The organism is Demequina zhanjiangensis, from assembly GCF_030418315.1.
GTDB classification, from domain to species: Bacteria; Actinomycetota; Actinomycetes; order Actinomycetales; family Demequinaceae; genus Demequina; species Demequina zhanjiangensis.
Map to the genome: position 1 here is coordinate 1 of NZ_JAUHPV010000005.1, position 20457 is coordinate 20457.

The 20457-nt window shown below is 69.7% G+C and carries 23 protein-coding genes; 20 read left to right on the forward strand and 3 right to left on the reverse strand.

All coding sequences use genetic code 11. From position 1 onward, the window contains the following. Positions 1-39: 39 nt before the first annotated feature. On the reverse strand, positions 40-999 hold the full coding sequence (locus QQX04_RS08695; RefSeq protein WP_301128240.1) for a hypothetical protein: 960 nt from the start codon (positions 997-999) through the stop codon (positions 40-42). 6 nt (positions 1000-1005) lie between these two features. Here QQX04_RS08695 and QQX04_RS08700 point away from each other — a divergent pair, with 6 nt between their 5' ends. The 10 genes from QQX04_RS08700 to QQX04_RS08745 are packed head-to-tail and all read left to right on the forward strand — an operon-like array spanning position 1006 to position 10805. Then, the gene (locus tag QQX04_RS08700) at positions 1006-1707 is read left to right on the forward strand and encodes a tetratricopeptide repeat protein (protein WP_301128242.1); all 702 of its coding nucleotides are present in this window, start codon (positions 1006-1008) and stop codon (positions 1705-1707) included. Then, positions 1704-2717: an HAD-IIA family hydrolase gene (locus QQX04_RS08705; RefSeq protein WP_367312952.1), complete on the forward strand. Its 1014-nt coding sequence runs from the start codon at positions 1704-1706 to the stop codon at positions 2715-2717. Before QQX04_RS08700 ends, QQX04_RS08705 begins: the two co-directional genes overlap by 4 nt. Before the next feature lie 4 nt (positions 2718-2721). Next, positions 2722-2892: a hypothetical protein gene (locus tag QQX04_RS08710; RefSeq protein WP_301128243.1), complete on the forward strand. Its 171-nt coding sequence runs from the start codon at positions 2722-2724 to the stop codon at positions 2890-2892. 7 nt (positions 2893-2899) lie between these two features. Further along, positions 2900-3745: a TlyA family RNA methyltransferase gene (locus QQX04_RS08715; protein ID WP_301128245.1), complete on the forward strand. Its 846-nt coding sequence runs from the start codon at positions 2900-2902 to the stop codon at positions 3743-3745. Then, entirely contained in the window at positions 3745-4620 is an 876-nt protein-coding gene (locus tag QQX04_RS08720) for an NAD kinase (RefSeq protein WP_301128247.1), read from the forward strand. Before QQX04_RS08715 ends, QQX04_RS08720 begins: the two co-directional genes overlap by 1 nt. Next, positions 4621-6309, forward strand: coding sequence for a DNA repair protein RecN (gene recN, locus QQX04_RS08725; protein WP_301128249.1), 1689 nt, complete (start codon positions 4621-4623; stop codon positions 6307-6309). Between the two features lie 5 nt (positions 6310-6314). Then, positions 6315-7487, forward strand: coding sequence for a putative cytokinetic ring protein SteA (steA, locus tag QQX04_RS08730; RefSeq protein ID WP_301128251.1), 1173 nt, complete (start codon positions 6315-6317; stop codon positions 7485-7487). Then, a complete protein-coding gene (locus QQX04_RS08735; RefSeq protein ID WP_301128253.1) occupies positions 7487-8413 on the forward strand; it encodes a copper transporter in 927 nt (308 codons plus the stop codon). Before steA ends, QQX04_RS08735 begins: the two co-directional genes overlap by 1 nt. A gap of 52 nt (positions 8414-8465) precedes the next feature. Further along, positions 8466-10154, forward strand: coding sequence for a CTP synthase (gene pyrG / locus QQX04_RS08740; protein WP_301128255.1), 1689 nt, complete (start codon positions 8466-8468; stop codon positions 10152-10154). Between the two features lie 3 nt (positions 10155-10157). Further along, the gene (locus QQX04_RS08745) at positions 10158-10805 is read left to right on the forward strand and encodes an NUDIX domain-containing protein (protein WP_301128257.1); all 648 of its coding nucleotides are present in this window, start codon (positions 10158-10160) and stop codon (positions 10803-10805) included. 36 nt (positions 10806-10841) lie between these two features. On the opposite strand, the gene ilvA is transcribed toward QQX04_RS08745, so the two are convergent. Together ilvA and QQX04_RS08755 are read right to left on the reverse strand one after the other, a co-directional pair. Further along, positions 10842-12074, reverse strand: a complete 1233-nt coding sequence (ilvA, locus tag QQX04_RS08750) for a threonine ammonia-lyase (protein ID WP_301128258.1) — start codon at positions 12072-12074, stop codon at positions 10842-10844. Next, positions 12071-13021 (reverse strand): COX15/CtaA family protein, encoded by a 951-nt coding sequence (locus QQX04_RS08755; RefSeq protein WP_301128260.1) that lies wholly within the window; start codon positions 13019-13021, stop codon positions 12071-12073. The genes ilvA and QQX04_RS08755 overlap by 4 nt, the downstream gene beginning before the upstream one ends. 144 nt (positions 13022-13165) lie before the next feature. Between QQX04_RS08755 and QQX04_RS08760 the strand changes: the two genes are divergently transcribed. From QQX04_RS08760 to QQX04_RS08805, 10 genes are all read left to right on the forward strand, one after another. Further along, positions 13166-13339 carry a hypothetical protein gene (locus tag QQX04_RS08760; RefSeq protein ID WP_301128262.1) on the forward strand — a complete coding sequence of 58 codons (174 nt, stop codon included), beginning with the start codon at positions 13166-13168 and terminating at the stop codon, positions 13337-13339. A 103-nt stretch (positions 13340-13442) separates the two neighbouring features. Beyond that, the gene (locus QQX04_RS08765) at positions 13443-14093 is read left to right on the forward strand and encodes a helix-turn-helix transcriptional regulator (RefSeq protein WP_301128264.1); all 651 of its coding nucleotides are present in this window, start codon (positions 13443-13445) and stop codon (positions 14091-14093) included. A gap of 2 nt (positions 14094-14095) precedes the next feature. Continuing rightward, the gene (gene sufB, locus QQX04_RS08770; protein ID WP_301128265.1) at positions 14096-15532 is read left to right on the forward strand and encodes a Fe-S cluster assembly protein SufB; all 1437 of its coding nucleotides are present in this window, start codon (positions 14096-14098) and stop codon (positions 15530-15532) included. Beyond that, the gene (gene sufD / locus QQX04_RS08775) at positions 15529-16710 is read left to right on the forward strand and encodes a Fe-S cluster assembly protein SufD (protein ID WP_301128267.1); all 1182 of its coding nucleotides are present in this window, start codon (positions 15529-15531) and stop codon (positions 16708-16710) included. Before sufB ends, sufD begins: the two co-directional genes overlap by 4 nt. After that, a complete protein-coding gene (locus tag QQX04_RS08780; RefSeq protein ID WP_301128269.1) occupies positions 16707-17048 on the forward strand; it encodes a non-heme iron oxygenase ferredoxin subunit in 342 nt (113 codons plus the stop codon). Before sufD ends, QQX04_RS08780 begins: the two co-directional genes overlap by 4 nt. 24 nt (positions 17049-17072) lie before the next feature. After that, the gene (sufC, locus tag QQX04_RS08785) at positions 17073-17828 is read left to right on the forward strand and encodes a Fe-S cluster assembly ATPase SufC (protein WP_301128270.1); all 756 of its coding nucleotides are present in this window, start codon (positions 17073-17075) and stop codon (positions 17826-17828) included. Between the two features lie 5 nt (positions 17829-17833). Then, entirely contained in the window at positions 17834-19108 is a 1275-nt protein-coding gene (locus QQX04_RS08790; protein WP_301128272.1) for an aminotransferase class V-fold PLP-dependent enzyme, read from the forward strand. Beyond that, positions 19105-19587, forward strand: a complete 483-nt coding sequence (gene sufU, locus QQX04_RS08795) for a Fe-S cluster assembly sulfur transfer protein SufU (protein WP_301128274.1) — start codon at positions 19105-19107, stop codon at positions 19585-19587. Before QQX04_RS08790 ends, sufU begins: the two co-directional genes overlap by 4 nt. Then, positions 19580-19903, forward strand: coding sequence for a metal-sulfur cluster assembly factor (locus QQX04_RS08800; RefSeq protein WP_301128276.1), 324 nt, complete (start codon positions 19580-19582; stop codon positions 19901-19903). Before sufU ends, QQX04_RS08800 begins: the two co-directional genes overlap by 8 nt. Before the next feature lie 7 nt (positions 19904-19910). Then, the gene (locus QQX04_RS08805) at positions 19911-20453 is read left to right on the forward strand and encodes a DUF1697 domain-containing protein (protein WP_301128278.1); all 543 of its coding nucleotides are present in this window, start codon (positions 19911-19913) and stop codon (positions 20451-20453) included. Positions 20454-20457: the final 4 nt, after the last annotated feature.

Genomic DNA, 20457 nt, shown 5'->3' on the forward strand with positions numbered 1-20457 from the left:
CACACAGGGCGGCCCTTCGACGTTTCACCCACAATAGATCTACGTACACAGAGAGCAGAGCGGAGCATCATGTCCGACGAGGAGAAGCCCAACGGCCAGTCGGCCGGCGGCGACGGCGACCGCCAGCGGCCGCGCAAGGAAGGACCTCGTGGCAACTACCGCTCTGGCTCCAACGCCGGCGGCGGTCGTCGCGACGGCGGGTACGGGCAGCGTCGTGACGACGATCGAGGCCCGCGCCGCGAGGGCGGCTACCGGAGCGATCGCGATGAACGTGGCCCGCGTCAGGGTGGTTACCAGGGTGATCGTGGCCCGCGTCGTGAAGGTGGCTACCGCGGTGACCGTGATGACCGTGGTCCCCGTCAGGGTGGTTACCAGGGCGATCGTGGTCCGCGCCGCGATGGTGAGCGTCGCGAGGGTGGCTACCGGGGCGATCGTGATGATCGTGGTCCCCGTCAGGGTGGTTACCAGGGCGATCGTGGCCCGCGCCGCGAGGGTGGCTACCGCGGTGACCGTGATGACCGTGGTCCCCGTCAGGGTGGTTACCAGGGTGATCGTGGTCCTCGTCGTGACGGTGAGCGCCGTGAAGGTGGCTACGGTCAGCGTCGCGAGGGTGGCTACCGCGGTGACCGTGATGACCGTGGTCCCCGTCAGGGTGGTTACCAGGGTGATCGTGGTCCTCGTCGTGACGGTGAGCGTCGCGAGGGTGGCTACCGGGGCGATCGCGATGACCGTGGTCCCCGTCAGGGTGGTTACCGGGGCGATCGTGACGCTCGTGGTCCCCGTCGGGACGGCGGAGGCTCGCGTTCCGGACGTGGCATGGGTGGACCGCAGGCGGACCGCGATCGTGGTGCGCGCCCTGGCCAGGTCGAACGCGCCGCGCGGCCGCGCCTCGATGTGCCGGACATCCCCGAGGAAGTCACGATCGGTCAGCTCGACCGCGAGGTGCGGGCACGCCTGCGCACCCTCAGCAAGGACAATGCCGAGGACGTCGGCCGCCACCTTGTGATGGCGGGCCGGCTTCTGGACTACGACCCTGAGACTGCCTACAAGCACGCGCAGGTCGCTGCGCAGCGGGCAGGCCGTGTGGACGTCGTCCGTGAGGCCGCCGCGCTCACCGCGTATGCGACCGGCAGGTTCGCCGAGGCGCTCCGCGAGCTCCGGACCGTGCGCCGTCTCAACGGCTCCAACGAGCACCTCCCGCTGATGGCCGATTGCGAGCGAGGGCTCGGGCGTCCCGAACGCGCGCTGGACATCGCTCGTGAGGAAGGTGCGACCGGGCTCTCGCCCGAGGCACAGGTCGAGCTTCAGATCGTGGTCGCTGGTGCTCGCATGGACCTCGGCGAGTCGGAGGCCGCCCTCGTGCAGCTCGGAAGGCTCCAGCCCGTGGACGACGACCAGCGTCTCCGCATCCTCGGCGCACGCGCCGAGGTGCTGCGTTCGCTCGGCCGCGCCGACGAGGCCGAGGAGTTAGAGGCTCAGATCCCCGAGCAGGAAGAGCCCACCGACCCGTTCATGGATGACATCGTGCTCTACGACACCGCAGAGGTATGGGTCGAGGACGACGAGCCCGAGGACGAGGACTCCGGTCCTGACGCCGCGGTGGACGCCGATGACACCATCGACGAAGACGACGTGGCCGACGAAGACGACGTGGCCGACGAAGACGACGTGGCCGACGAGAAGCCCACCGATGAGGAGGACAAGTGACGGAAGCACCGATGCTGCTGGGAACCGACAAGCCCCTGCAGGAGGTGCATGACGTCGCTCTCGTCGACCTCGATGGCGTCACGTACCGTGGGCCCGAGGCGATCCCGAGCGCTCCGCCTGCGCTTGCCGCCGCACGCGAGGCCGGCATGCGCGTCGTGTACGTCACCAACAACGCCAACCGTGCGCCTGAGACCGTCGCAGAGCACCTGAGCGAGCTCGGCATGCCGACCACTCGCGATGAGGTCATGACTGCGGCACAGGCAGGCGCCGCACTGCTCGCGACCCTCGTGCCCGCAGAGGCGAAGGTGCTTGTCGTGGGCGGGCACGGCCTTGTCACCGCCGTGACCGAGCTCGGATTCGAGACGGTCGCCAGCGCCGAGGACGGGCCCGACGCGGTCATCCAGGGATTCAACCCGGATCTGCGCTGGCGTGACCTTGCCGAGGTCGCCTACGCGGTCCAGGGCGGCGCGGTGCACGTCGCGACGAACCTGGACCTGACGATCCCGAACGAGCGCGGTATCGCCCCCGGCAACGGCTCGCTCGTGCAGGCCGTCGTGCAGGCGACTGGCGCGGTCCCGCCTGCGGCAGGCAAGCCGGAGCCGGCCATGTTCCACCTCGCCGCGGCGAAGGCCGATGCCGAGAACCCGATGATGATCGGCGACCGGCTCGACACCGACCTCAAGGGTGCCCGTGCGGCGGGCTACCCGGGGCTGCTCGTCCTGACCGGAGTGGACCGTGCGCGTGAGGCGATCCTCGCGACCCCTGACATGCGTCCGTCGTACATTGCTGAGGACCTCTCGGGCCTCGCGGAGGCGCACCCCGCGCCGCGTCTCGAGGACGGCTGGTGGTGCTCAGGCGACTCGCGTGCACGGGTGGTCGACGGTGTCCTCCAGGCTGAGGGGGGCACCCGCATCGACAGGGTTCGTGCCGCATGCTCGGCCGCCTGGTCCACCGTGGATGCAGGAGGTCACATCGACATTGAGGCGCTCCCGACTGACGGAGTAGCCTGAGCGCATGGCTGACATGAACGATCACCGCGAGCCGCTCGGCGCTGTCGACTACCCGCCCGAGGTGAAGAAGGCGCTGGAATCCGTGACGGAGATGCCGTCGGACCTTCAGGAGCAGGCAGACTTCTTCGACAAGATCCAGGAGTCCCTCTCCTCGCGCCTGCGCGACGACTCCTGAGCGTGCCGTGCGGCTCGACCGCGCGCTGGCGGAGCGTGCCCTGGCGCGGTCCCGCTCGCATGCTCAGGAGCTGATCAGATCGGGGTCCGTCACGGTCGACGGGCACAGGATCACCAAGCCATCCCACGAGGTGACGGCCGACGCACGCCTGGACGTCGCGGACGGCAGCGACTACGTGTCTCGCGCCGCATACAAGCTCAAGGGCGCTCTGCAGGTGTGCGAGCCGCTCGGCTTCCCTGTGCGGGGGCTCACCGCGCTGGACGCGGGGGCCTCGACGGGCGGATTCACGCAGACCCTTCTGGAGCATGGTGCCGCCCACGTGTGGTCTGTGGACGTCGGCCATGGTCAGATCGCGCCGAGCATCGCGTCCGACTCGCGTGTGAGCGTCCGTGAGGGTGTGAACGTGCGCGACCTCACGTCCACGTCCGAGGGCGCCGGCGTCGATCTTGTGGTCGCCGATCTGTCGTTCATCTCGTTGCGACTCGTGCTTCCTGCGCTTGTCGCGTACGCCCGCGAGGGCGCCCAGATGCTGCTGATGGTGAAGCCTCAGTTCGAGGTGGGGCGTGAGCGGCTCGGTGCTGGTGGCGTCGTGACCGACCTCCGCGACAGGGCCGACGCCGTGGCAGGAGTGCTCGCGGAGGCGCGGCGTCTGGGCCTGGCGGTGAGGCACGTGGCGAGGAGCGGACTGCCTGGTCCGCACGGGAACGTTGAATTCTTCGTGTGGGTCGGTGGGCCGTGGCAGGCTAGTGGTCAGACGGGGATCGCACCTGACTGGCCGGAGCTTGACGGCGAGCAGGAGGCGGCCGCGATCCGCCGCGAGGTCCATGCCTCGCCAGGAACGGAAGGGAAGTGATGGGCCGCCGCATCCTCATCGTGGCCAACCCGCATCGGGACGACACGCTCGCCGCTGTGGAGGTGGCTCGCGCCGCGCTGGCCGAATCCGGCGTCGACGCGTGCGCCACGTTCGAGATGAACGACGACGAGCCGATCGAGGCAGCGCTCGTGCTAGGAGGAGACGGCACGATGCTCCACGCGGCACACCTCACGCGCGATGCAGGCATCCCGCTCCTGGGCGTCAACCTGGGCCATGTCGGATTCCTCGCGGAGCTCGAGCGGGACGATGTCGCGCACGCGGCTCAGCGGCTCGCGGAGGGCGCCTACCGGATCGAGGAACGCGGCACCGCCGACGTGCGTGTCGTCTCCCCGGACGGCACGGTGGAGAGCGGCTGGGCGCTCAATGAGGCCACCATCGAGCGTGCGAATCCGCGCACGATGCTCGAGGTGGTGCTGTCGGTGGACGGTCGTCCCTTGTCGAGCTTCGGCTGCGATGGGGTCGTCGTGGCGACGGCGACGGGGTCCACGGCCCACGCCTTCTCGGGCGGTGGGCCGGTCCTGTGGCCGAACGTCGAAGGTCTGCTGCTGGTGCCGCTGGCTGCTCATGCGCTGTTCGCGCGCCCGCTGGTGGTCGGGCCGGATTCCACCTTCACGATCGAGGTGGTGCCCCACTCGTCGACGGCGGGCCACGTTGTCCTCGACGGGTCGCGCAACATCGAGCTGGTCCCTGGCGGTCGCGTCGAGGTCGCGTACAGCGCCGGCCGCGTGAAGCTCGCCAGGCTCTCCGATGCGCCGTTCACGGAGCGGCTCGTCCGCAAGTTCCACCTCCCGACTCACGGCTGGCGTGAGGACGGGCGCGTGCGCGCGCCTGGCGTCGCGGGGGAGGGGCACTAGGTGCTTCACGAGCTCTCGATCGAGAACCTCGGTGTCATCGACTCTGCCCGCCTGGAGCTCGGCCCTGGGCTGACAGTCGTGTCCGGTGAGACCGGTGCGGGCAAGACCATGGTGCTCACGGGCCTGGGGCTGATCCTCGGCTCGAAGGCGGTGCCTGCCACCGTGCGTGTCGGAGCCGACTCGGCGCTTGCCGAGGCGATCGTGGACGTCGAACCGGGGTCGTCGCAGGCGGATCGGCTCGAGGACGCGGGAGCCGTGCTGGATGAGGACGGCACCGTCGTCGTCAGCAGGTCCGTGGGTGCGACCACCAGGTCGCGCACCGTGATCGGTGGCCGGACCGTACCTCAAGCGCTGCTGGCGGAGCTCGCGGCCGAATGGGTGACCGTGCACGGGCAGGCGGACCAGCAGAGGCTCCGCAGCGCGGCACGCCAGCGGTCCCTGCTGGACGAGTACGCAGGCGCTGACCACGCGTCGTTGCTCACGGAGTTCGCCGAGGCGTGGGCGGCGTGGCGAGAGGCCCGCGAGGAGCTGGAGCGCATGGAGTCCGGCGCTGACCGCGCCCGCATGGAAGCAGCGCGCATGCGCGACGATCTCGCCGCCATCGACGAGGTGGATCCGCAACCGGGCGAGGACGAGGCGCTCGCCGCAGAGGCCGAGCTCCTTCAGAACTCCGAGGCGGTCCGGTCAGGGGTCGCGGGCGCGCACGAGGCGATCGACGGTGAGTCAGAGACCACCCTGGTCGTGGCCGTGGAGGCGGCGCGTCGTGCGCTCGGAGAGGCCGCCCAGCACGACCCGGTGCTCGCCGAGCTCGAGCAGCGTCTCGCTGAGGTGTCGTACACGGCGTCGGACGTCGCGATGGAGCTCTCGTCGTACCTCGACCGGATGGACGCCGATCCAGCGCGCCTCGATGCCGTGCTCAGCCGGCGGTCGGCGCTCGCCGGTCTCATGCGGCGTGTGGGCACCGACATGGAGGGGCTGCTCGCGTACCGGCTCCGGGCGGCCGAGACCGTCGCGGAGGACGACGAGTGGGACGAGCGCCTCGAGATCCGGCGGGAGGCGGCCGCACGGGCGGAGACCCTCGTCCGCGATGTGGCGGCGCGGGTCACCGAGGGACGCGTGGCGGCGTCGGAGAGGCTCGCGGTGGCGGTCAACGCGGAGCTCGCGGGACTCGCGATGCCTGACGCGCAGTTCGCTGTGACCGTCGAGCCTGATGAGCTGCGCCATTCGGGCGCCGACGCCGTGACGATGACCCTCGCGGCGCACCCCGGCGCGCCCTCGCGTCCTGTCGCGGACGCGGCGTCTGGCGGTGAGCTCTCACGCGTGATGCTCGCGATCGAGGTGTCGCTCGCCCGCGGGGCGCATCGTCCGGGGCACACCTTCGTGTTCGACGAGGTCGACGCGGGTGTCGGCGGCAAGGCGGCGCAGGCCGTGGGCAGGCGCCTGGCGGAGCTCGCGCAGACGCATCAGGTCCTCGTCGTCACTCACCTTGCCCAGGTTGCGGCGTTCGCCGACACGCATGTGGTGGTGGCGAAGGCCACCGACGGTGCGATCACCCGATCTCAGGTCGGTCCTGTCGACGGAGACGCCCGCATCCAGGAGGTCGCGCGCCTCCTGTCGGGTCATGAGGACTCGGACACTGCACGCGCCCACGCGCTTGAGCTGTTGGAGGCTTCCCGCGTGGCACCATGAGCCACATGACCCCCCTCCGCCGCCGAGATTCCGCCGCTCCTGAGGCAGAGGTCACCGGAACGCTCCGTCTCGAGTCGAGCGTCCGTGTGCTTCTGCGCAGGCTGCGACCTGGCGATATCGCCGTCATCGATGTCATGGACCTCGACTCCCGCACCGCGGAGGAGATCGTCTCCTCGCGTCCGGCTGCGGTGGTCAACGCGCAGCGCACGCTCTCGGGCCGCTACCCGGCCGGAGGTGCAGCGGTCCTGGTGAGCGCGGGGATCCCGGTCGTGGACGACGCGGGCAACGCGGTGATGGCGCTCATGGACGGCACTCGCGCGACGCTTGGCGACGATGGCGTGCTCCGTGCGGGCGATCGGGAGCTCGCGAGCGGCACGCTGCTGACGCCGGATAGCGTCGGCGAGGCGCTGGTCTCTGCCGAGGAGGGGTTGCGCGTTCAGCTCACCGCCTTCGCGGCCGACGCCGTGGACCGCGTCGAACGAGAGGCGCCGATGCTCCTCGAGTCCAAGGGCCTGCCTGAGGTCGAGGTGGACCTCAAGGATCGCCAGGTCGTCATCGTCGCGCCCGGCTACCAGCATCGTGCGCGTCTCAAGTCGCTCAGGCCCTACTTGCGCGAGCATCGTCCCGTGATCATCGCGGTGTCCGACGCGGCGGACGCCGTGCTTGAGGGCGCCTACCCGGCCGCGATCGTGGTGGGCGACGTCGAAGGCGTCTCAGAGCGGGCTCTCACGAAGACGACGAGCATCGTCCTGCATGACCCGACGGGTGGCGACGCGGGCTCGAGCCGTCTCGACACGCTGGGTCTCGCCCACGCGAAGGTGGAGTCGACGCTGGGGAGCACGGACGTGGCGATCCTGATGGCTCATGCCGCCGGTGCCGCATCGATCGTGACGATCGGCGTGCCGGCGGACCTCACGTCGCTCCTCGAGTCCTCGGCTCATGATCATGTCGCAGGTGCAGCGGGCACCTTCCTCGCGCGCCTCCAGGCGGGGGATCGCCTGATCGACGGCGAGGCCCTGGCGGTGCTGTACCGCCATCGGTATCCGTGGTGGGTCGTGGGCGCACTGCTGTTCTCCGCCGTGCTCGCCCTCGGGGTGGCGTTCTGGATCACCCCAGGTGGCAGACCGTGGCTGGAGGACGTCTGGCAGACGGTCGGCGGCTGGATCGGGGTGGCGTGATGACCTCGTTCCGCTATCACGTGGTCTCCCTGGCGGCCGTGTTCCTCGCGCTCGCGGTGGGCATCGTGCTCGGCTCCGGCCCGCTGCGCACCTCCCTCGTGTCCTCCCTGGGGGAGGAGGTCGACTCGCTTGAGCAGCAGGTCGACGACGCGCAGGCCGACGTGGAGACGGCTCAGGCTCAGGCGGTCGTCGGCACCGACTTCGCGGCCGAGGTCGAGCCGTTCCTGCTCGGTGGACGGCTCGCGGGCCAGAACGTCGCGCTGGTCTCGGTGTCCGACCCCGCGGACTCGCGGGTCGAGTCGGTGCGCTCGGCGCTGGTCTCCGCGGGGGCGTCCGTCAGCGCGGACGTCACGATCGAGCCGGCATGGACCGACTCCTCGCAGGGGACGTTCCGTGCTGCGCTCGCGGACCAGCTGGCGGCCCAGCTGGTGGACGTGGATCCGGCGACGACGTCGTCCGACAGGATGCTGGCGCACGCGCTCGCGCAGTCGCTCGCGCCGGTGGAGGGAGCCGCGTCGGATTCGTCCACTGTGCTGCTCGATCTGCTGAAGCAGGCCGACCTCGTGACGGGCACCGTGACGTCGGGGGCGACGGCGATCGTCGTCGTCTCGGGAGACGGACTTGCCGATGACGACGCGCGGGCGAGGGAATCGGACTCGCTCGCCAACGTCGTCGGGGTGCTGGACTCGTACGTGGCGGGGACGACGCAGGCGCAGGGAGAGCCGATGACTGGTGACCTCTCGTCGGCGCTGCGGAACGTGCCTGATACGGCGGGCATCAGCACGGTGACGGAGGCGGGCACCATCTACGGCCGGACTGCGGTGGCGCTCGCGCTGGCCGAGCAGATCTCGGGCGGCATGGGCCACTACGGGGCAGGCTCGGACGGACCTCTTCTGCCGCCGTCGATGCTCGGTGCGGGCGGATGATCGGCGAGTCCGGGGCGACGGCACCCCGTTCCGGCTGTTAGCATTGAAGCCCGTGGAGCGATCGAGATTCTCGTCCAATGCGGACCATGTCACCCGGCACATCTTCGTCACGGGGGGCGTCGTTTCCTCCCTCGGGAAGGGCCTGACGGCTTCAAGCCTCGGCCGACTTCTCCGGTCGCGCGGACTGCGCGTCACGATGCAGAAGCTGGACCCGTATCTCAACGTGGATCCGGGCACCATGAACCCGTTCCAGCACGGCGAGGTCTTCGTCACGGACGACGGCGCTGAGACCGACCTGGACATCGGCCACTACGAGCGCTTCCTGGACGTGAAGCTCTCCTCCAGCTCGAACGTCACCACCGGTCAGGTGTACTCGCAGGTGATCGCCAAGGAGCGTCGCGGCGAGTACCTGGGCGACACGGTGCAGGTCATCCCGCACATCACGGACGAGATCAAGCGTCGCATGCGCGAGCAGGCGGGCCCGGAGATCGACGTGATCATCACGGAGATCGGCGGCACCGTCGGCGACATCGAGTCGCAGCCGTTCCTTGAGGCCGCGCGTCAGGTGCGCCACGACGTGGGCCGTGACGACGTGTTCTTCCTCCACGTCTCGCTCGTGCCGTTCATCGGCCCGTCGGGCGAGCAGAAGACGAAGCCGACGCAGCACTCGGTCGCCGCGCTCCGTTCGATCGGTATCCAGCCCGACGCGCTCGTGCTGCGCTCCGACCGTCCCGTGCCGCAGTCGGTGAAGAACAAGATCGCCCTGTTCTGCGACGTCGAGCCCGATGCGGTGGTCAACGCGATCGACGCTCCGTCGATCTACGACATCCCCAAGGTGCTGCACTCCGAGGGGCTCGACGCCTACGTGGTGCGCCGCCTCGACCTGCCGTTCCACGACGTTCAGTGGGGCGCCTGGGACGACGTGCTGCGTCGCGTCCACCACCCGGCCCACCACGTCGAGGTGGCGCTGGTCGGCAAGTACATCGACCTCCCCGACGCGTACCTGTCGGTGAGCGAGGCGCTGCGCGCCGGCGGCTTCCACCACAACGCGAAGGTCAAGATCCGCTGGGTCGCGTCCGACACGTGCCAGACCGAGGAGGGCGCCGAGAAGGCGCTCGGCGGCGTCGACGCCGTGCTGGTGCCCGGCGGCTTCGGCGTGCGCGGCGTGGACGGCAAGATCGGTGCCCTGCGCTGGGCGCGCGAGAACAAGGTGCCGACGCTCGGCATCTGCCTGGGCCTTCAGACGATGGTGATGGAGTACGCCCGCAACGTCGTGGGCCTTGAGGGCGCGTCGAGCTCCGAGTTCGACGATGACCCGAAGTACCCCGTGGTCGCGACCATGGAGGAGCAGCTCGCGATCGTCGACGGCAAGGGCGACCTGGGCGGCACGATGCGCCTCGGTGAGTACAAGGCCGTCCTGACGCCCGGCTCGGTGGTCGCAGAGACCTACGGCGCCACGACCGTGGGCGAGCGTCACCGCCACCGCTACGAGGTCAACAACAAGTACCGTGCGCAGCTCGAGGAGGCCGGCCTGGTCGTCTCGGGGGAGTCGCCCGACCGCTCGCTCGTCGAGTTCGTGGAGCTTCCCAAGGACGTGCACCCGTACTACGTGTCGACGCAGGCGCACCCTGAGTTCCTGTCGCGCCCCACGAAGGCGCACCCGCTGTTCGCGGGCCTGATCGGTGCCGCGATCGCGGCCCGTGAGGGCGCCGGCGAGCAGGCTGCCGTCGCGGGCGCCTGACCCATGGCGGACGACGGGCCCCTCGTCGACGTCCCCGGTCCTCGCCCCGTGCTCGCGACCCACGAGCGCTTCCACGGGAAGGTGTGGGACGTCGCGAGCGACGAGGTGGACCTGGGGGAGTCGGGCGTCGTCACGCGCGACTACCTGCGACACACGGGTGCCGTGGTGATCGTCGCGATGGATGCGCAGGAGCGGGTCTACCTGGTGCGTCAGTATCGGCACCCCGTCGGCACCGAGTGCTGGGAGCCTCCGGCCGGTCTGCTGGACATGGCGGGGGAGTCCCCCGTCGACGCCGCTCGCCGTGAGCTGGCGGAGGAGACTGACCTCACTGCGGAGACGTGGCACACGCTGGTCGACTACTTCCCCTCAGGCGGAGGCACGTCGGAGGCGGTGCGGGTGTTCCTCGCACGTGGCATCGGCGAGGTCCCTGAGGACGAGCGACATGTTCGCGAGGCCGAGGAACGCGACATGATCGGCGCCTGGGTCTCCCTGGACGACGCGGTGGAGGCGGTGCTGGACGGCCGTGTGCACGCCTCGTCGGCCGTCGCAGGACTGCTCGCCGCCGACCGTGCGCGGCGGGACGGTTTCGCCTCGCTGCGCGCCGCGGATGCGCCCTGGATGCGTCCGGAGGCGACCCGCCTGGTGCGGTAGGCGTCGTCGGCGGGAGTCTCGCCGACGTGTGCCGGGCTACGAGCTGATGACGTCGGGGGAGAGCCCCGCGAGGCGTAGCGCCTCGAGCACCTCGCCCTGGTGGTTGGGTCCGCGGGTCTCGACCGAGACCTCGAGCACGGCGTCGTTGATGGTCAGGCCCATGTCGTGCCGGGTGTGGACCACCTCGATCACGTTCGCGCTGACCTCCGCCAGGATGTCGGCGACGCGCGCGAGCTGGCCCGGCCGGTCCGGCAGTGGGATCCGGAGCGTCATGTAGCGACCGGATGCGACCAGGCCGTGGGCGATGATCCGCTGCATGAGGAGGGGGTCGATGTTGCCCCCGGACAGGAGCACGACCGTCGGCCCGGTCGGTCGGATATGTCCGCCCAGGATCGCTGCGACAGGCGCGGCCCCGGCGGGCTCGACGACGAGCTTGGTGCGTTCGAGCACGGTGAGGACCGCCTTGGCAAGGTCGTCCTCCTCGACGGTCACCACGTCGTCCACGTATCGCTGCACCAGGGGGAACGTGACGTCGCCGGGACGTACGACCGCGATGCCGTCGGCGATCGTGGAGTGACGCTCGATCGTGACGGGGTGTCCAGCGGCGAGCGAGGCGGGGAACGCCGCGGTCGCGGCGGCCTGGACGCCGATCACCTTGATGTCGCGACCTGCGCGTGCGCCCGCCTCCTTGAGCGCCACGGCCATGCCTGCGATGAGCCCGCCGCCTCCGATCGGGACGATCACCGTCTCGACGTCGGGGACATCCTTGAGGATCTCCAGGCCGATCGTGCCCTGGCCGGCGATGACGTCCGCGTGGTCGAAGGGATGGATCATCATGGCGCCGGTGCGCTTGGCGTGCTCGGCGGCGAGCGCCAGGCACTCCTCGACCGTCGCGCCGTCGGTGACGACGGTGGCGCCGTAGCCCTTCGTGGCGAGCAGCTTGGGCACGGGTGCGCCGAGCGGCATGAAGATCGTCGCGTCGATGCCGAGCTGCTGGGCTGCGAAGGCCACTCCTTGCGCGTGATTCCCGGCCGATGCGGCGACGACGCCCCGAGCCTTCTCCTCGTCGGTGAGGCGGGAGAGGCGGTAGGTCGCGCCGCGCAGCTTGAAGGAGCCCGTCCGCTGGAGGTTCTCGAGCTTCATGTACGTCGGCACGCCGAGCAGGTCGCTCAGGTACGAGGCGTGGTCGACGGGCGTGTGCTGCGCGACGCCTGTCAGTGCTGCTGCCGCGGCCTCGATATGGCCGAGCGTGACCTCCGACCCGCTCATCGTGCTTCCGTGGCTCCGGCCTTGGTGAGGTAGAAGAAGGCGGCGTGCGCGGCCGTGAGCGCCGCGGCCCCCAGCAGGTGCATGCCGACGATCACCTCGGGCAGGCCCGTGAAGTACTGGATGTAGCCGATCGCCGCCTGCGCGAACGTGATCGCGACGAGGACGATCCACGCCTTGCGCACCTCGTCCTTGGCACCGATCGAGCGGTCCTGCCGCAGACGGAACACCAGGAAGGCGAGTAGTGCGACGAACGCCCACACGATCATGGCGTGAGCGCGGGCGATCAGCGCGGGGTCGAGCGCGAGACGCTCGGTCGCGTCGGCGTCGCCTGAGTGCGGGCCGGCGCCCGTGGTGAGCACACCCCCGAAGAGGACTCCCACCAGGAGGACGACCGAGAGCCAGCGCGTCGCAGCGAGCGGGGCTCCATCGCGACGTGGCGCGCGACGGTACGTGAGCGCGAGCCAGACCGCCTGCCACACCAGCAGCATCGACAGCAGCAGGTGCGGGCCCACGACGAGCGGGTGGAGCTCCACGAGCACGGTGATGCCGCCGACCACCGCCTGGCCGATCACTCCGATGCCCGGCACGAGCCCCCACCACTTGAGGTCGGGACGCGAGTTCCACACGCCGATCGCGAGCAGCAGGGCCACCACGAGCAGGACACCCGTGAGGGTGCGGTTGCCGAACTCGATGAAGCCGTGGATCCCGGCCTCGCCGTGGAACTGCGGGGTGAACTCTCCGGGCTCGCACTGCGGCCACGTTGAGCAGCCGAGGCCCGATCCTGTCAACCGGACGGCGCCGCCCGTGACGATGATGCCCGCCTGAGCCGCGATGTTCGCGAGCGTCAGGCCACGCGCGTGGCGTCCGAGGAAGTCGGCTCCTCGGCGGACGATTCGGAGGGGGAGCGGCCTCGCTGCCGCAGAAGGGGACTGGTCGGTCGTGCTCACGCGTCAAGTCTAGGTGCGTGGAGGTTGTCCACAGCGCCTCCGCGCGGGGCCGGCACGCGGTGCTACGTTGCACGAGCCCTGGTCGACGCTGCATGGCTGTGCCGTCGATCCGGAGGCGCCGACCGGACACCTGAGGGGGTGGGGATGGACGAGGAGCCCGGCACCGTGCGGGACGACGTCGTCCTGCTCGTCGAGGAGCTCGACGCGATCGAGTCGTGCCGCGAGTTCCTCGGCCCCGTCGTGGCGGGACTCCCGATGAGCCTCGCCGCAGCGATGCAGAGGGTGCTGCGCGAGGCCTCCGTGCCCGAGGCTAGGTAAGGCACTCCTTGCTTGCGGGGAAGTTTTTAATGAACCAAAATGTTGCCTAATTGCTCGACGGCCGTCTGAGGCCGATCCCCGACGAGGAGAAGAGGCACACCGCATGCATGCAGACACCACGCGTGACCGGGTTCTCAGCCTCATCGTCTCCGCTGGCCCCATCACGGCGGCGTCGCTTGCGGATGAGCTCACCCTGACGCCCGCCGGCGTGCGGCGTCACCTGTCGATGCTGCTCGACGACGGCCTGATCGTCGACCATGAGCAGCCCGGCCCCGCGGTGCGTGGGCGCGGCCGACCGGCCCGTTCGTTCGTCGCCACCTCTGAGGGCCAGCAGTCCCTCACCTCCGACTCCTCGTCCGTCGCGGTCGACGCGGTGCGCTTCATGCGTGACCATGGAGACCTCGACGCCTTCGTCGAGTCGAAGGCCTCGCAGCTCGAGGCCGACATCGCGCCCGAGATCCCCGACAACGCGTCGCTGCCCGAGAGGGTCGCGATCGTGTCCGAGGCGCTCGGCATCAAGGGGTACGCGGCCTCGGTCCGCCCCGGCCCCGGCGGTTACACGCTCCAGCTGTGCCAGGGCCACTGCCCTGTGCAGGAGATCGCCACCGAGGCTCCCGAATGGTGCGAGGCGGAGACCCGCGCCATCTCCAGGCTTCTCGACGTCCACGTGCAGCGTCTGTCCACCCTCGCGGGTGGAGCCCACGTGTGCACCACCACCATCCCCGTCGCCCCGGCGGCCCCCAAGGAAGGTTGACTATGAGCACCCCTACCGACAACGCGCCCGCAAGGAGCGATGACGAGATCATCGCCTCCATCGGCGGCTACGAGTACGGCTGGCACGACTCCGACGCGGCAGGCGAGATCGCCGAGCGCGGTCTGTCCGAGGAGACGGTCCGCCGCATCTCCGCGCTGAAGAACGAGCCGGAGTGGATGCTGAACACCCGCCTCAAGGCGCTGAAGATGTTCGGCAAGAAGCCCATGCCCAGCTGGGGCTCGGACCTCACCGGCATCGACTTCGACAACATCAAGTACTTCGTGCGCTCCACGGAGAAGCAGGCCACCAGCTGGGAGGACCTGCCTGAGGACATCAAGGCGACCTACGACAAGCTCGGCATCCCGGAGGCGGAGAAGCAGCGTCTGGTCGCCGGTGTGGCCGCGCAGTACGAGTCCGAGGTCGTCTACCACCAGATCCGCGAGGACCTGGAGGAGCAGGGCGTCATCTTCCTCGACACCGACACGGCGCTCAAGGAGCACCCGGAGCTGTTCGAGCAGTACTTCGGCACGGTCATCCCCTCGGGCGACAACAAGTTCGCCGCGCTGAACACCGCCGTGTGGTCCGGAGGCTCGTTCATCTACGTGCCGCCGGGCGTCCACGTCGAGATCCCGCTCCAGGCCTACTTCCGCATCAACACGGAGAACATGGGCCAGTTCGAGCGCACGCTGATCATCGCCGACGAGGGCTCGTACGTGCACTACGTCGAGGGCTGCACCGCGCCGATCTACTCGTCCGACTCGCTGCACTCCGCGGTCGTCGAGATCATCGTGAAGAAGAACGCCCGCGTGCGCTACACGACCATCCAGAACTGGTCGAACAACGTGTACAACCTCGTCACCAAGCGCGCGACCGCCGCTGAGGGCGCCACCATGGAGTGGGTCGACGGCAACATCGGCTCGAAGGTCACCATGAAGTACCCGGCGATCTTCATGCTCGGCGAGCACGCCAAGGGCGAGACCCTCTCCATCGCCTTCGCGGGCGAGGGCCAGCACCAGGACGCGGGCGCCAAGATGGTGCACGCCGCCCCCAACACGTCGTCGTCCATCATCTCCAAGTCGGTCGCCCGTGGTGGCGGCCGCACCTCCTACCGAGGCCTCGTGCAGGTGCTCGAGGGTGCGAAGAACTCCAAGTCCAACGTGCTGTGCGACGCGCTGCTCGTGGACCAGATCTCGCGCTCCGACACCTACCCGTACGTCGACGTCCGTGAGGACGACGTGCACATGGGTCACGAGGCCACCGTGTCCCGCGTGAGCGAGGACCAGCTGTTCTACCTGATGTCCCGAGGCATGGAGGAGACCGAGGCCATGGCCATGATCGTGCGCGGGTTCGTCGAGCCCATCGCGCGCGAGCTGCCCATGGAGTACGCCCTCGAGCTGAACCGCCTCATCGAGCTCCAGATGGAAGGATCCGTCGGTTGACCGTCACCGATCACACCCGCGCCACCTCTGACGCGGCCCACAGCCACGGCCAGGTCGTCCCGGACGCCTCGCGCGCCGACCGGCCCACGTCGTTCGACCCCGAGGTCTTCGAGGTCCCGAACAACCGCATCGAGCAGTGGCGGTTCTCCGCGCTGTCCGACCTCAAGCCGGTCTTCGCGCTCGAGGGCGGCGAGGGCCACCTCACGTTCGACGTGCCCGAGCTTCCCGCGGGCGTCGAGTTCGTCGAGGTCGCTGCCGAGGAAGCGCAGGCCCGCTCCGTGCGTGCCCCCGGCGACCGCGCGTCGGCCGTCGCCGTCGCCCGCTCCGGTGGCGCCATGGCGCTGCGCGTCGACGCCAACACGATCGTCGACGAGCCCATCGCCATCACCATGACCGGTGCAGGCGAGGACGTCCGCGGCCACATCCTCGTCGAGGTGGGCCCCGGCGCCGAGGCGACCGTCGTCCTCACCCGCAAGGGCACCGCCACCTACTCCGAGTTCGTCTCGGTGGACCTGGGCGACAACGCCGGCCTCAACCTCGTGCTCCTGCAGCAGTGGGACGACGACGCGGTCCACGCCGGAGAGGTCGTCGCCCGCCTGGGCCGCGACTCCCGCCTGCGCGGCTCCGTCGTCACGCTCGGCGGCAAGGCAGTGCGCCTCAACACCTCGGCCGCCTTTGCGGGCGAGGGCGCCTCCGTCGACCTGTTCGGCCTCTACTTCGCCGACTCGGGCCAGCACCAGGAGCACCAGCTGTTCGTGGACCACGCGGTGCCGCGCTGCACGTCGCGCGTCACCTACAAGGGAGCGCTCGCCGGCAAGTCGGCCCGCACCGTCTGGATCGGCGACGTCCTCATCCGCGCCGCGGCCGAGGGCACCGACACGTACGAGCTCAACCGCAACCTCGTGCTCACCGACGGCGCCCGCGCCGACTCGGTGCCGAACCTCGAGATCGAGACCGGCGAGATCGAGGGCGCAGGTCACGCGTCCGCGACCGGCCGCTTCGACGACGAGCAGATGTTCTACCTGCGCTCGCGCGGCATCTCCGAGGACCAGGCCCGCAAGCTCGTGGTCCGCGGCTTCTTCGCCGACCTGGTCCGCGAGATCGGCATCCCTGAGGTCGAGGAAGGCCTCATGAAGGAGATCGAGCTCGAGCTGGAGCACATCGAGGAGGACGAGTGAGCGAGCAGGTCGCCTGCGCCGTGTCGGACCTTGAGCCCGGCGCCGCGCTGCTGGCCGAGCTGACCCTCGCGGACGGCTCGGAGAAGCCCTTCGCGATCGTGCGCAGCGACGACGGCGACTTCTACGCCATCGACGACACCTGCACGCACGGCGCCGTCTCCCTCTCCGAGGGCGACGTCGAGGGCTGCGAGATCGAGTGCTGGGCGCACGGCGGCCGCTTCGACTTCCGCACCGGCCAGCCCACCGAGCTGCCCGCGCTCTCGCCCGTCAAGGCGTACCCCGTCCGAGTCGACGGCGAGCAGGTGCTCGTCGACATCGACAACCCGAAGACTTCGTAAGACCTTTCCCTAGGAGCACATGCAATGAGCACTCTCGAGATCAAGAACCTCCACGCCTCCGTGGAGACCCCCGACGGCACCAAGCAGATCCTCAAGGGCGTCGACCTGACCATCAGGTCCGGCGAGACCCACGCGATCATGGGCCCCAACGGCTCCGGCAAGTCGACCCTCGCGTACTCGATCGCCGGCCACCCCAAGTACACGATCACCGAGGGCACCGTGACCCTCGACGGCGAGGACGTCCTCGCGATGTCCGTGGACGAGCGCGCCAAGGCGGGCCTGTTCCTCGCGATGCAGTACCCGGTCGAGGTCCCCGGCGTCTCCGTGTCGAACTTCCTCCGCACCGCCAAGACGGCTGTCTCCGGCGAGGCGCCCAAGCTGCGCACCTGGGTCAAGGACGTCAAGAAGTCGATGGACGACCTCCGCATGGACTCGTCGTTCGCCGAGCGCAACGTCAACGAGGGCTTCTCCGGTGGTGAGAAGAAGCGCCACGAGATCCTCCAGATGGAGCTGCTCGAGCCGAAGATCGCGATCCTCGACGAGACCGACTCCGGCCTGGACGTCGACGCGCTGCGCATCGTCTCCGAGGGCGTCAACCGCGTCAAGGAGAACACCGGCCTGGGCGTCATGCTGATCACGCACTACACGCGCATCCTCAACTACATCAAGCCCGACTTCGTGCACGTGTTCGTCAACGGACGCGTCGCCGAGGAGGGCGGCCCCGAGCTCGCCGAGCGTCTCGAGGCCGAGGGCTACGACCGCTACCTGGCGGACGCGTAACCACGATGCTGCCCGATCTGCGCGACGACTTCCCGCTCCTGGCCCGCACGGTCAGGAACGGGAAGCCGCTCGCGTACCTCGACTCCGGCGCGACCGCCCAGCGGCCGCACGCCGTGCTGCACGCGATGGACGAGTTCGACCGCCTGCACAACGGCGCGGTCGCGCGCGGCGCGCACCTGCTCGCGGAGGAGGCCACCGAGGCCTTCGAGGGCGCGCGGGCGTCCGTGGCGCGCCTGGTGAACGCGGCGAGCCCGGACGAGATCGTCTGGACCGAGAACGCCACCGCGGCGCTCAACCTGGTCGCGAACGGCATCGGCAACGCATCCATGGGCCAGGGCGGCGAGGAGTCCGCACGGTTCCGCATCGGCGCCGGTGACTCCATCGTCGTCACCCAGGCCGAGCATCACGCCAACCTGATCCCGTGGCAGCAGCTCGCCGCCCGCACGGGCGCCACGCTGCGCTGGATCGAGATCGGGGACGACGGACGCCACCGCCTCGAGCAGCTCGCGACGGTGATCGACGACACCACCAAGATCGTCGCGTTCACACACGCGAGCAACGTCACCGGCGTGGTGAGCGACGTCGCGGCGTTCGTGGCCCGTGCCCGCGAGGTCGGCGCGTACACCGTGCTCGACGCCTGCCAGTCCGTGCCGCACCTGCCGGTCGACTTCCAGGCGCTCGGCGTGGACTTCGCGGCCTTCTCCGGGCACAAGATGCTCGGGCCCACCGGCGTCGGCGCGCTCTGGGGTCGCAAGGAGCTCCTGGACGTGCTGCCTCCGTCGGTCTTCGGCGGGGGAGCGATCAAGGTCGTGACCCTCGAGGAGACGACCTGGCATCCGGCGCCCACACGGTTCGAGGCGGGCACGCAGCCCGTGACGCAAGCCGTTGGCATGGGAGCCGCCGCCGAGTACCTGATGGCGCTCGGCATGGACGACGTGGCGACCCACGAGAGGCGGATCGCGCAGATCATCCGCGAAGGCGTCTCCCAGATGCCTGGAGTGCGTCTGCTCGGGCCGATCGGGGATCCCGACGCCGACGAGGTGCTCGGCCTCGCCACCGTGGTGGTCGAGGGCGTGCACACGCACGACGTCGGCCAGGTGCTCGACGACCTTGGCATCGCGGTGCGCGTGGGACACCACTGCGCGCAGCCGCTCCACAAGCGCTTCGGCGTCACGGGATCCACCCGCGCCAGCGCCCACGTGTACACGACCGAGGAGGACGCCCACCGGTTCCTCGAGGGGCTCGCCTCGGTCCGAGAGTTCTTCGGAGTGCCCGCATGAGCAGCCTGGAGCAGATGTATCAGCAGGTCATCATGGACCACGCCCGCGCGCGTCACGGCGCCGGGCTCGTCGACCTCGACCTGCCCGCGGTCGGGGAGTCGCACCAGGTCAACACGACCTGCGGCGACGAGGTGACCCTTCGCGTCGGCCTCGACGGGGACACGGTCGCGTCCGTGCACTGGGAAGGCCAAGGGTGCTCGATCTCCCAGGCCTCCATCTCGGCACTCACCGAGCTCGTCGAGGGTCACAGCCTCGAGGAGGCCGACGAGGTCTACGAGGCCTTCCGCGCCCTCATGGGCAATCGCGGCGAGGATCTCGGCGACGACCGTGACGACATGCTCGGAGATGCCGGCGCCTTCGTCGGTGTCGGCAAGTATCCTGCCCGTATCAAGTGCGCCCTCCTCGGCTGGATGGCACTGCGCGACGCTGTCGCACAGGCCCAGGCCGCTGGGGGAGCGGAAGGAGAGAACGATGGCTGAGACCATGCCCGCGAACACCGCGGATATCGAGGAGGCGCTGCGCGACGTCATCGACCCGGAGCTCGGCATCAACGTCGTCGACCTCGGGCTCGTGTACGGCGTGCACGTCGACGAGAACCGCCACGCGGTGATCGATATGACCCTCACCTCGGCGGCGTGCCCGCTGACCGACGTCCTCGAGGACCAGGCCTCCCAGGTGCTGGCGGGCCTCGTCGACGGCTTCCGCATCAACTGGGTGTGGATGCCGCCGTGGGGCCCGGACAAGATCACTGACGACGGCCGCGAGCAGCTGCGCGCACTCGGGTTCAACGTCTGATCCACGCATGGGCGCCACGCACGTCGTCCTGATCCGCGGGATCAACGTCGGCGGCAAGAACAAGGTGCCGATGGCAGAGCTCCGCTCCTCGCTCGAGGACGCGGGGCTCAGTCATGTCCGGACCTACATCCAGTCGGGGAACGTGCTGGTCGACGCACCGGGGGCGTCGACGGGCGAGGTCGGCGACACCGTCCGTAGGGTGCTCCGGGACCGCTTCGACGTGGACACTCCCGTCGTCACCGTCCCCGCGGAGGACCTGCGCTCGGCCGTCACCGACGCGCCCCACGGCTTCGGCGAGGACGACGCGTACCGCTGGGATGTCGTGTTCCTGCGGGAGACTCTGAGCGCCGAGGACGCCTTCGCCGCAGTGGAGCTGCGCGATGGGGTGGACTTCGCATGGCAGGGGACGGCCGTGGTCTACATCCGCAGGCTGATCTCCCAGGCCTCCCGCAGCTACATGTCCCGCCTGGTCTCCAGGCCCGAGTACAAGCACATGACCATCCGGAACTGGCGGACCACCACCACGCTTGCTGGCATGCTCGACTCCTGACAGT

What these genes read in the sequence shown, in the direction of transcription:
- QQX04_RS08700 (WP_301128242.1), top strand. Translation starts at nt 1,006, where the DNA reads ATGGCGGGCCGGCTTCTGGACTACGACCCTGAGACTGCCTACAAGCAC.
- QQX04_RS08710 (WP_301128243.1), top strand. Translation starts at nt 2,722, where the DNA reads ATGGCTGACATGAACGATCACCGCGAGCCGCTCGGCGCTGTCGACTAC.
- QQX04_RS08720 (WP_301128247.1), top strand. Translation starts at nt 3,745, where the DNA reads ATGGGCCGCCGCATCCTCATCGTGGCCAACCCGCATCGGGACGACACG.
- steA (WP_301128251.1), top strand. Translation starts at nt 6,315, where the DNA reads ATGACCCCCCTCCGCCGCCGAGATTCCGCCGCTCCTGAGGCAGAGGTC.
- QQX04_RS08735 (WP_301128253.1), top strand. Translation starts at nt 7,487, where the DNA reads ATGACCTCGTTCCGCTATCACGTGGTCTCCCTGGCGGCCGTGTTCCTC.
- QQX04_RS08745 (WP_301128257.1), top strand. Translation starts at nt 10,158, where the DNA reads ATGGCGGACGACGGGCCCCTCGTCGACGTCCCCGGTCCTCGCCCCGTG.
- ilvA (WP_301128258.1), bottom strand. Translation starts at nt 12,074, where the DNA reads ATGAGCGGGTCGGAGGTCACGCTCGGCCATATCGAGGCCGCGGCAGCA.
- QQX04_RS08760 (WP_301128262.1), top strand. Translation starts at nt 13,166, where the DNA reads ATGGACGAGGAGCCCGGCACCGTGCGGGACGACGTCGTCCTGCTCGTC.
- QQX04_RS08765 (WP_301128264.1), top strand. Translation starts at nt 13,443, where the DNA reads ATGCATGCAGACACCACGCGTGACCGGGTTCTCAGCCTCATCGTCTCC.
- sufB (WP_301128265.1), top strand. Translation starts at nt 14,096, where the DNA reads ATGAGCACCCCTACCGACAACGCGCCCGCAAGGAGCGATGACGAGATC.
- sufC (WP_301128270.1), top strand. Translation starts at nt 17,073, where the DNA reads ATGAGCACTCTCGAGATCAAGAACCTCCACGCCTCCGTGGAGACCCCC.
- QQX04_RS08790 (WP_301128272.1), top strand. Translation starts at nt 17,834, where the DNA reads ATGCTGCCCGATCTGCGCGACGACTTCCCGCTCCTGGCCCGCACGGTC.
- sufU (WP_301128274.1), top strand. Translation starts at nt 19,105, where the DNA reads ATGAGCAGCCTGGAGCAGATGTATCAGCAGGTCATCATGGACCACGCC.
- QQX04_RS08800 (WP_301128276.1), top strand. Translation starts at nt 19,580, where the DNA reads ATGGCTGAGACCATGCCCGCGAACACCGCGGATATCGAGGAGGCGCTG.
- QQX04_RS08805 (WP_301128278.1), top strand. Translation starts at nt 19,911, where the DNA reads ATGGGCGCCACGCACGTCGTCCTGATCCGCGGGATCAACGTCGGCGGC.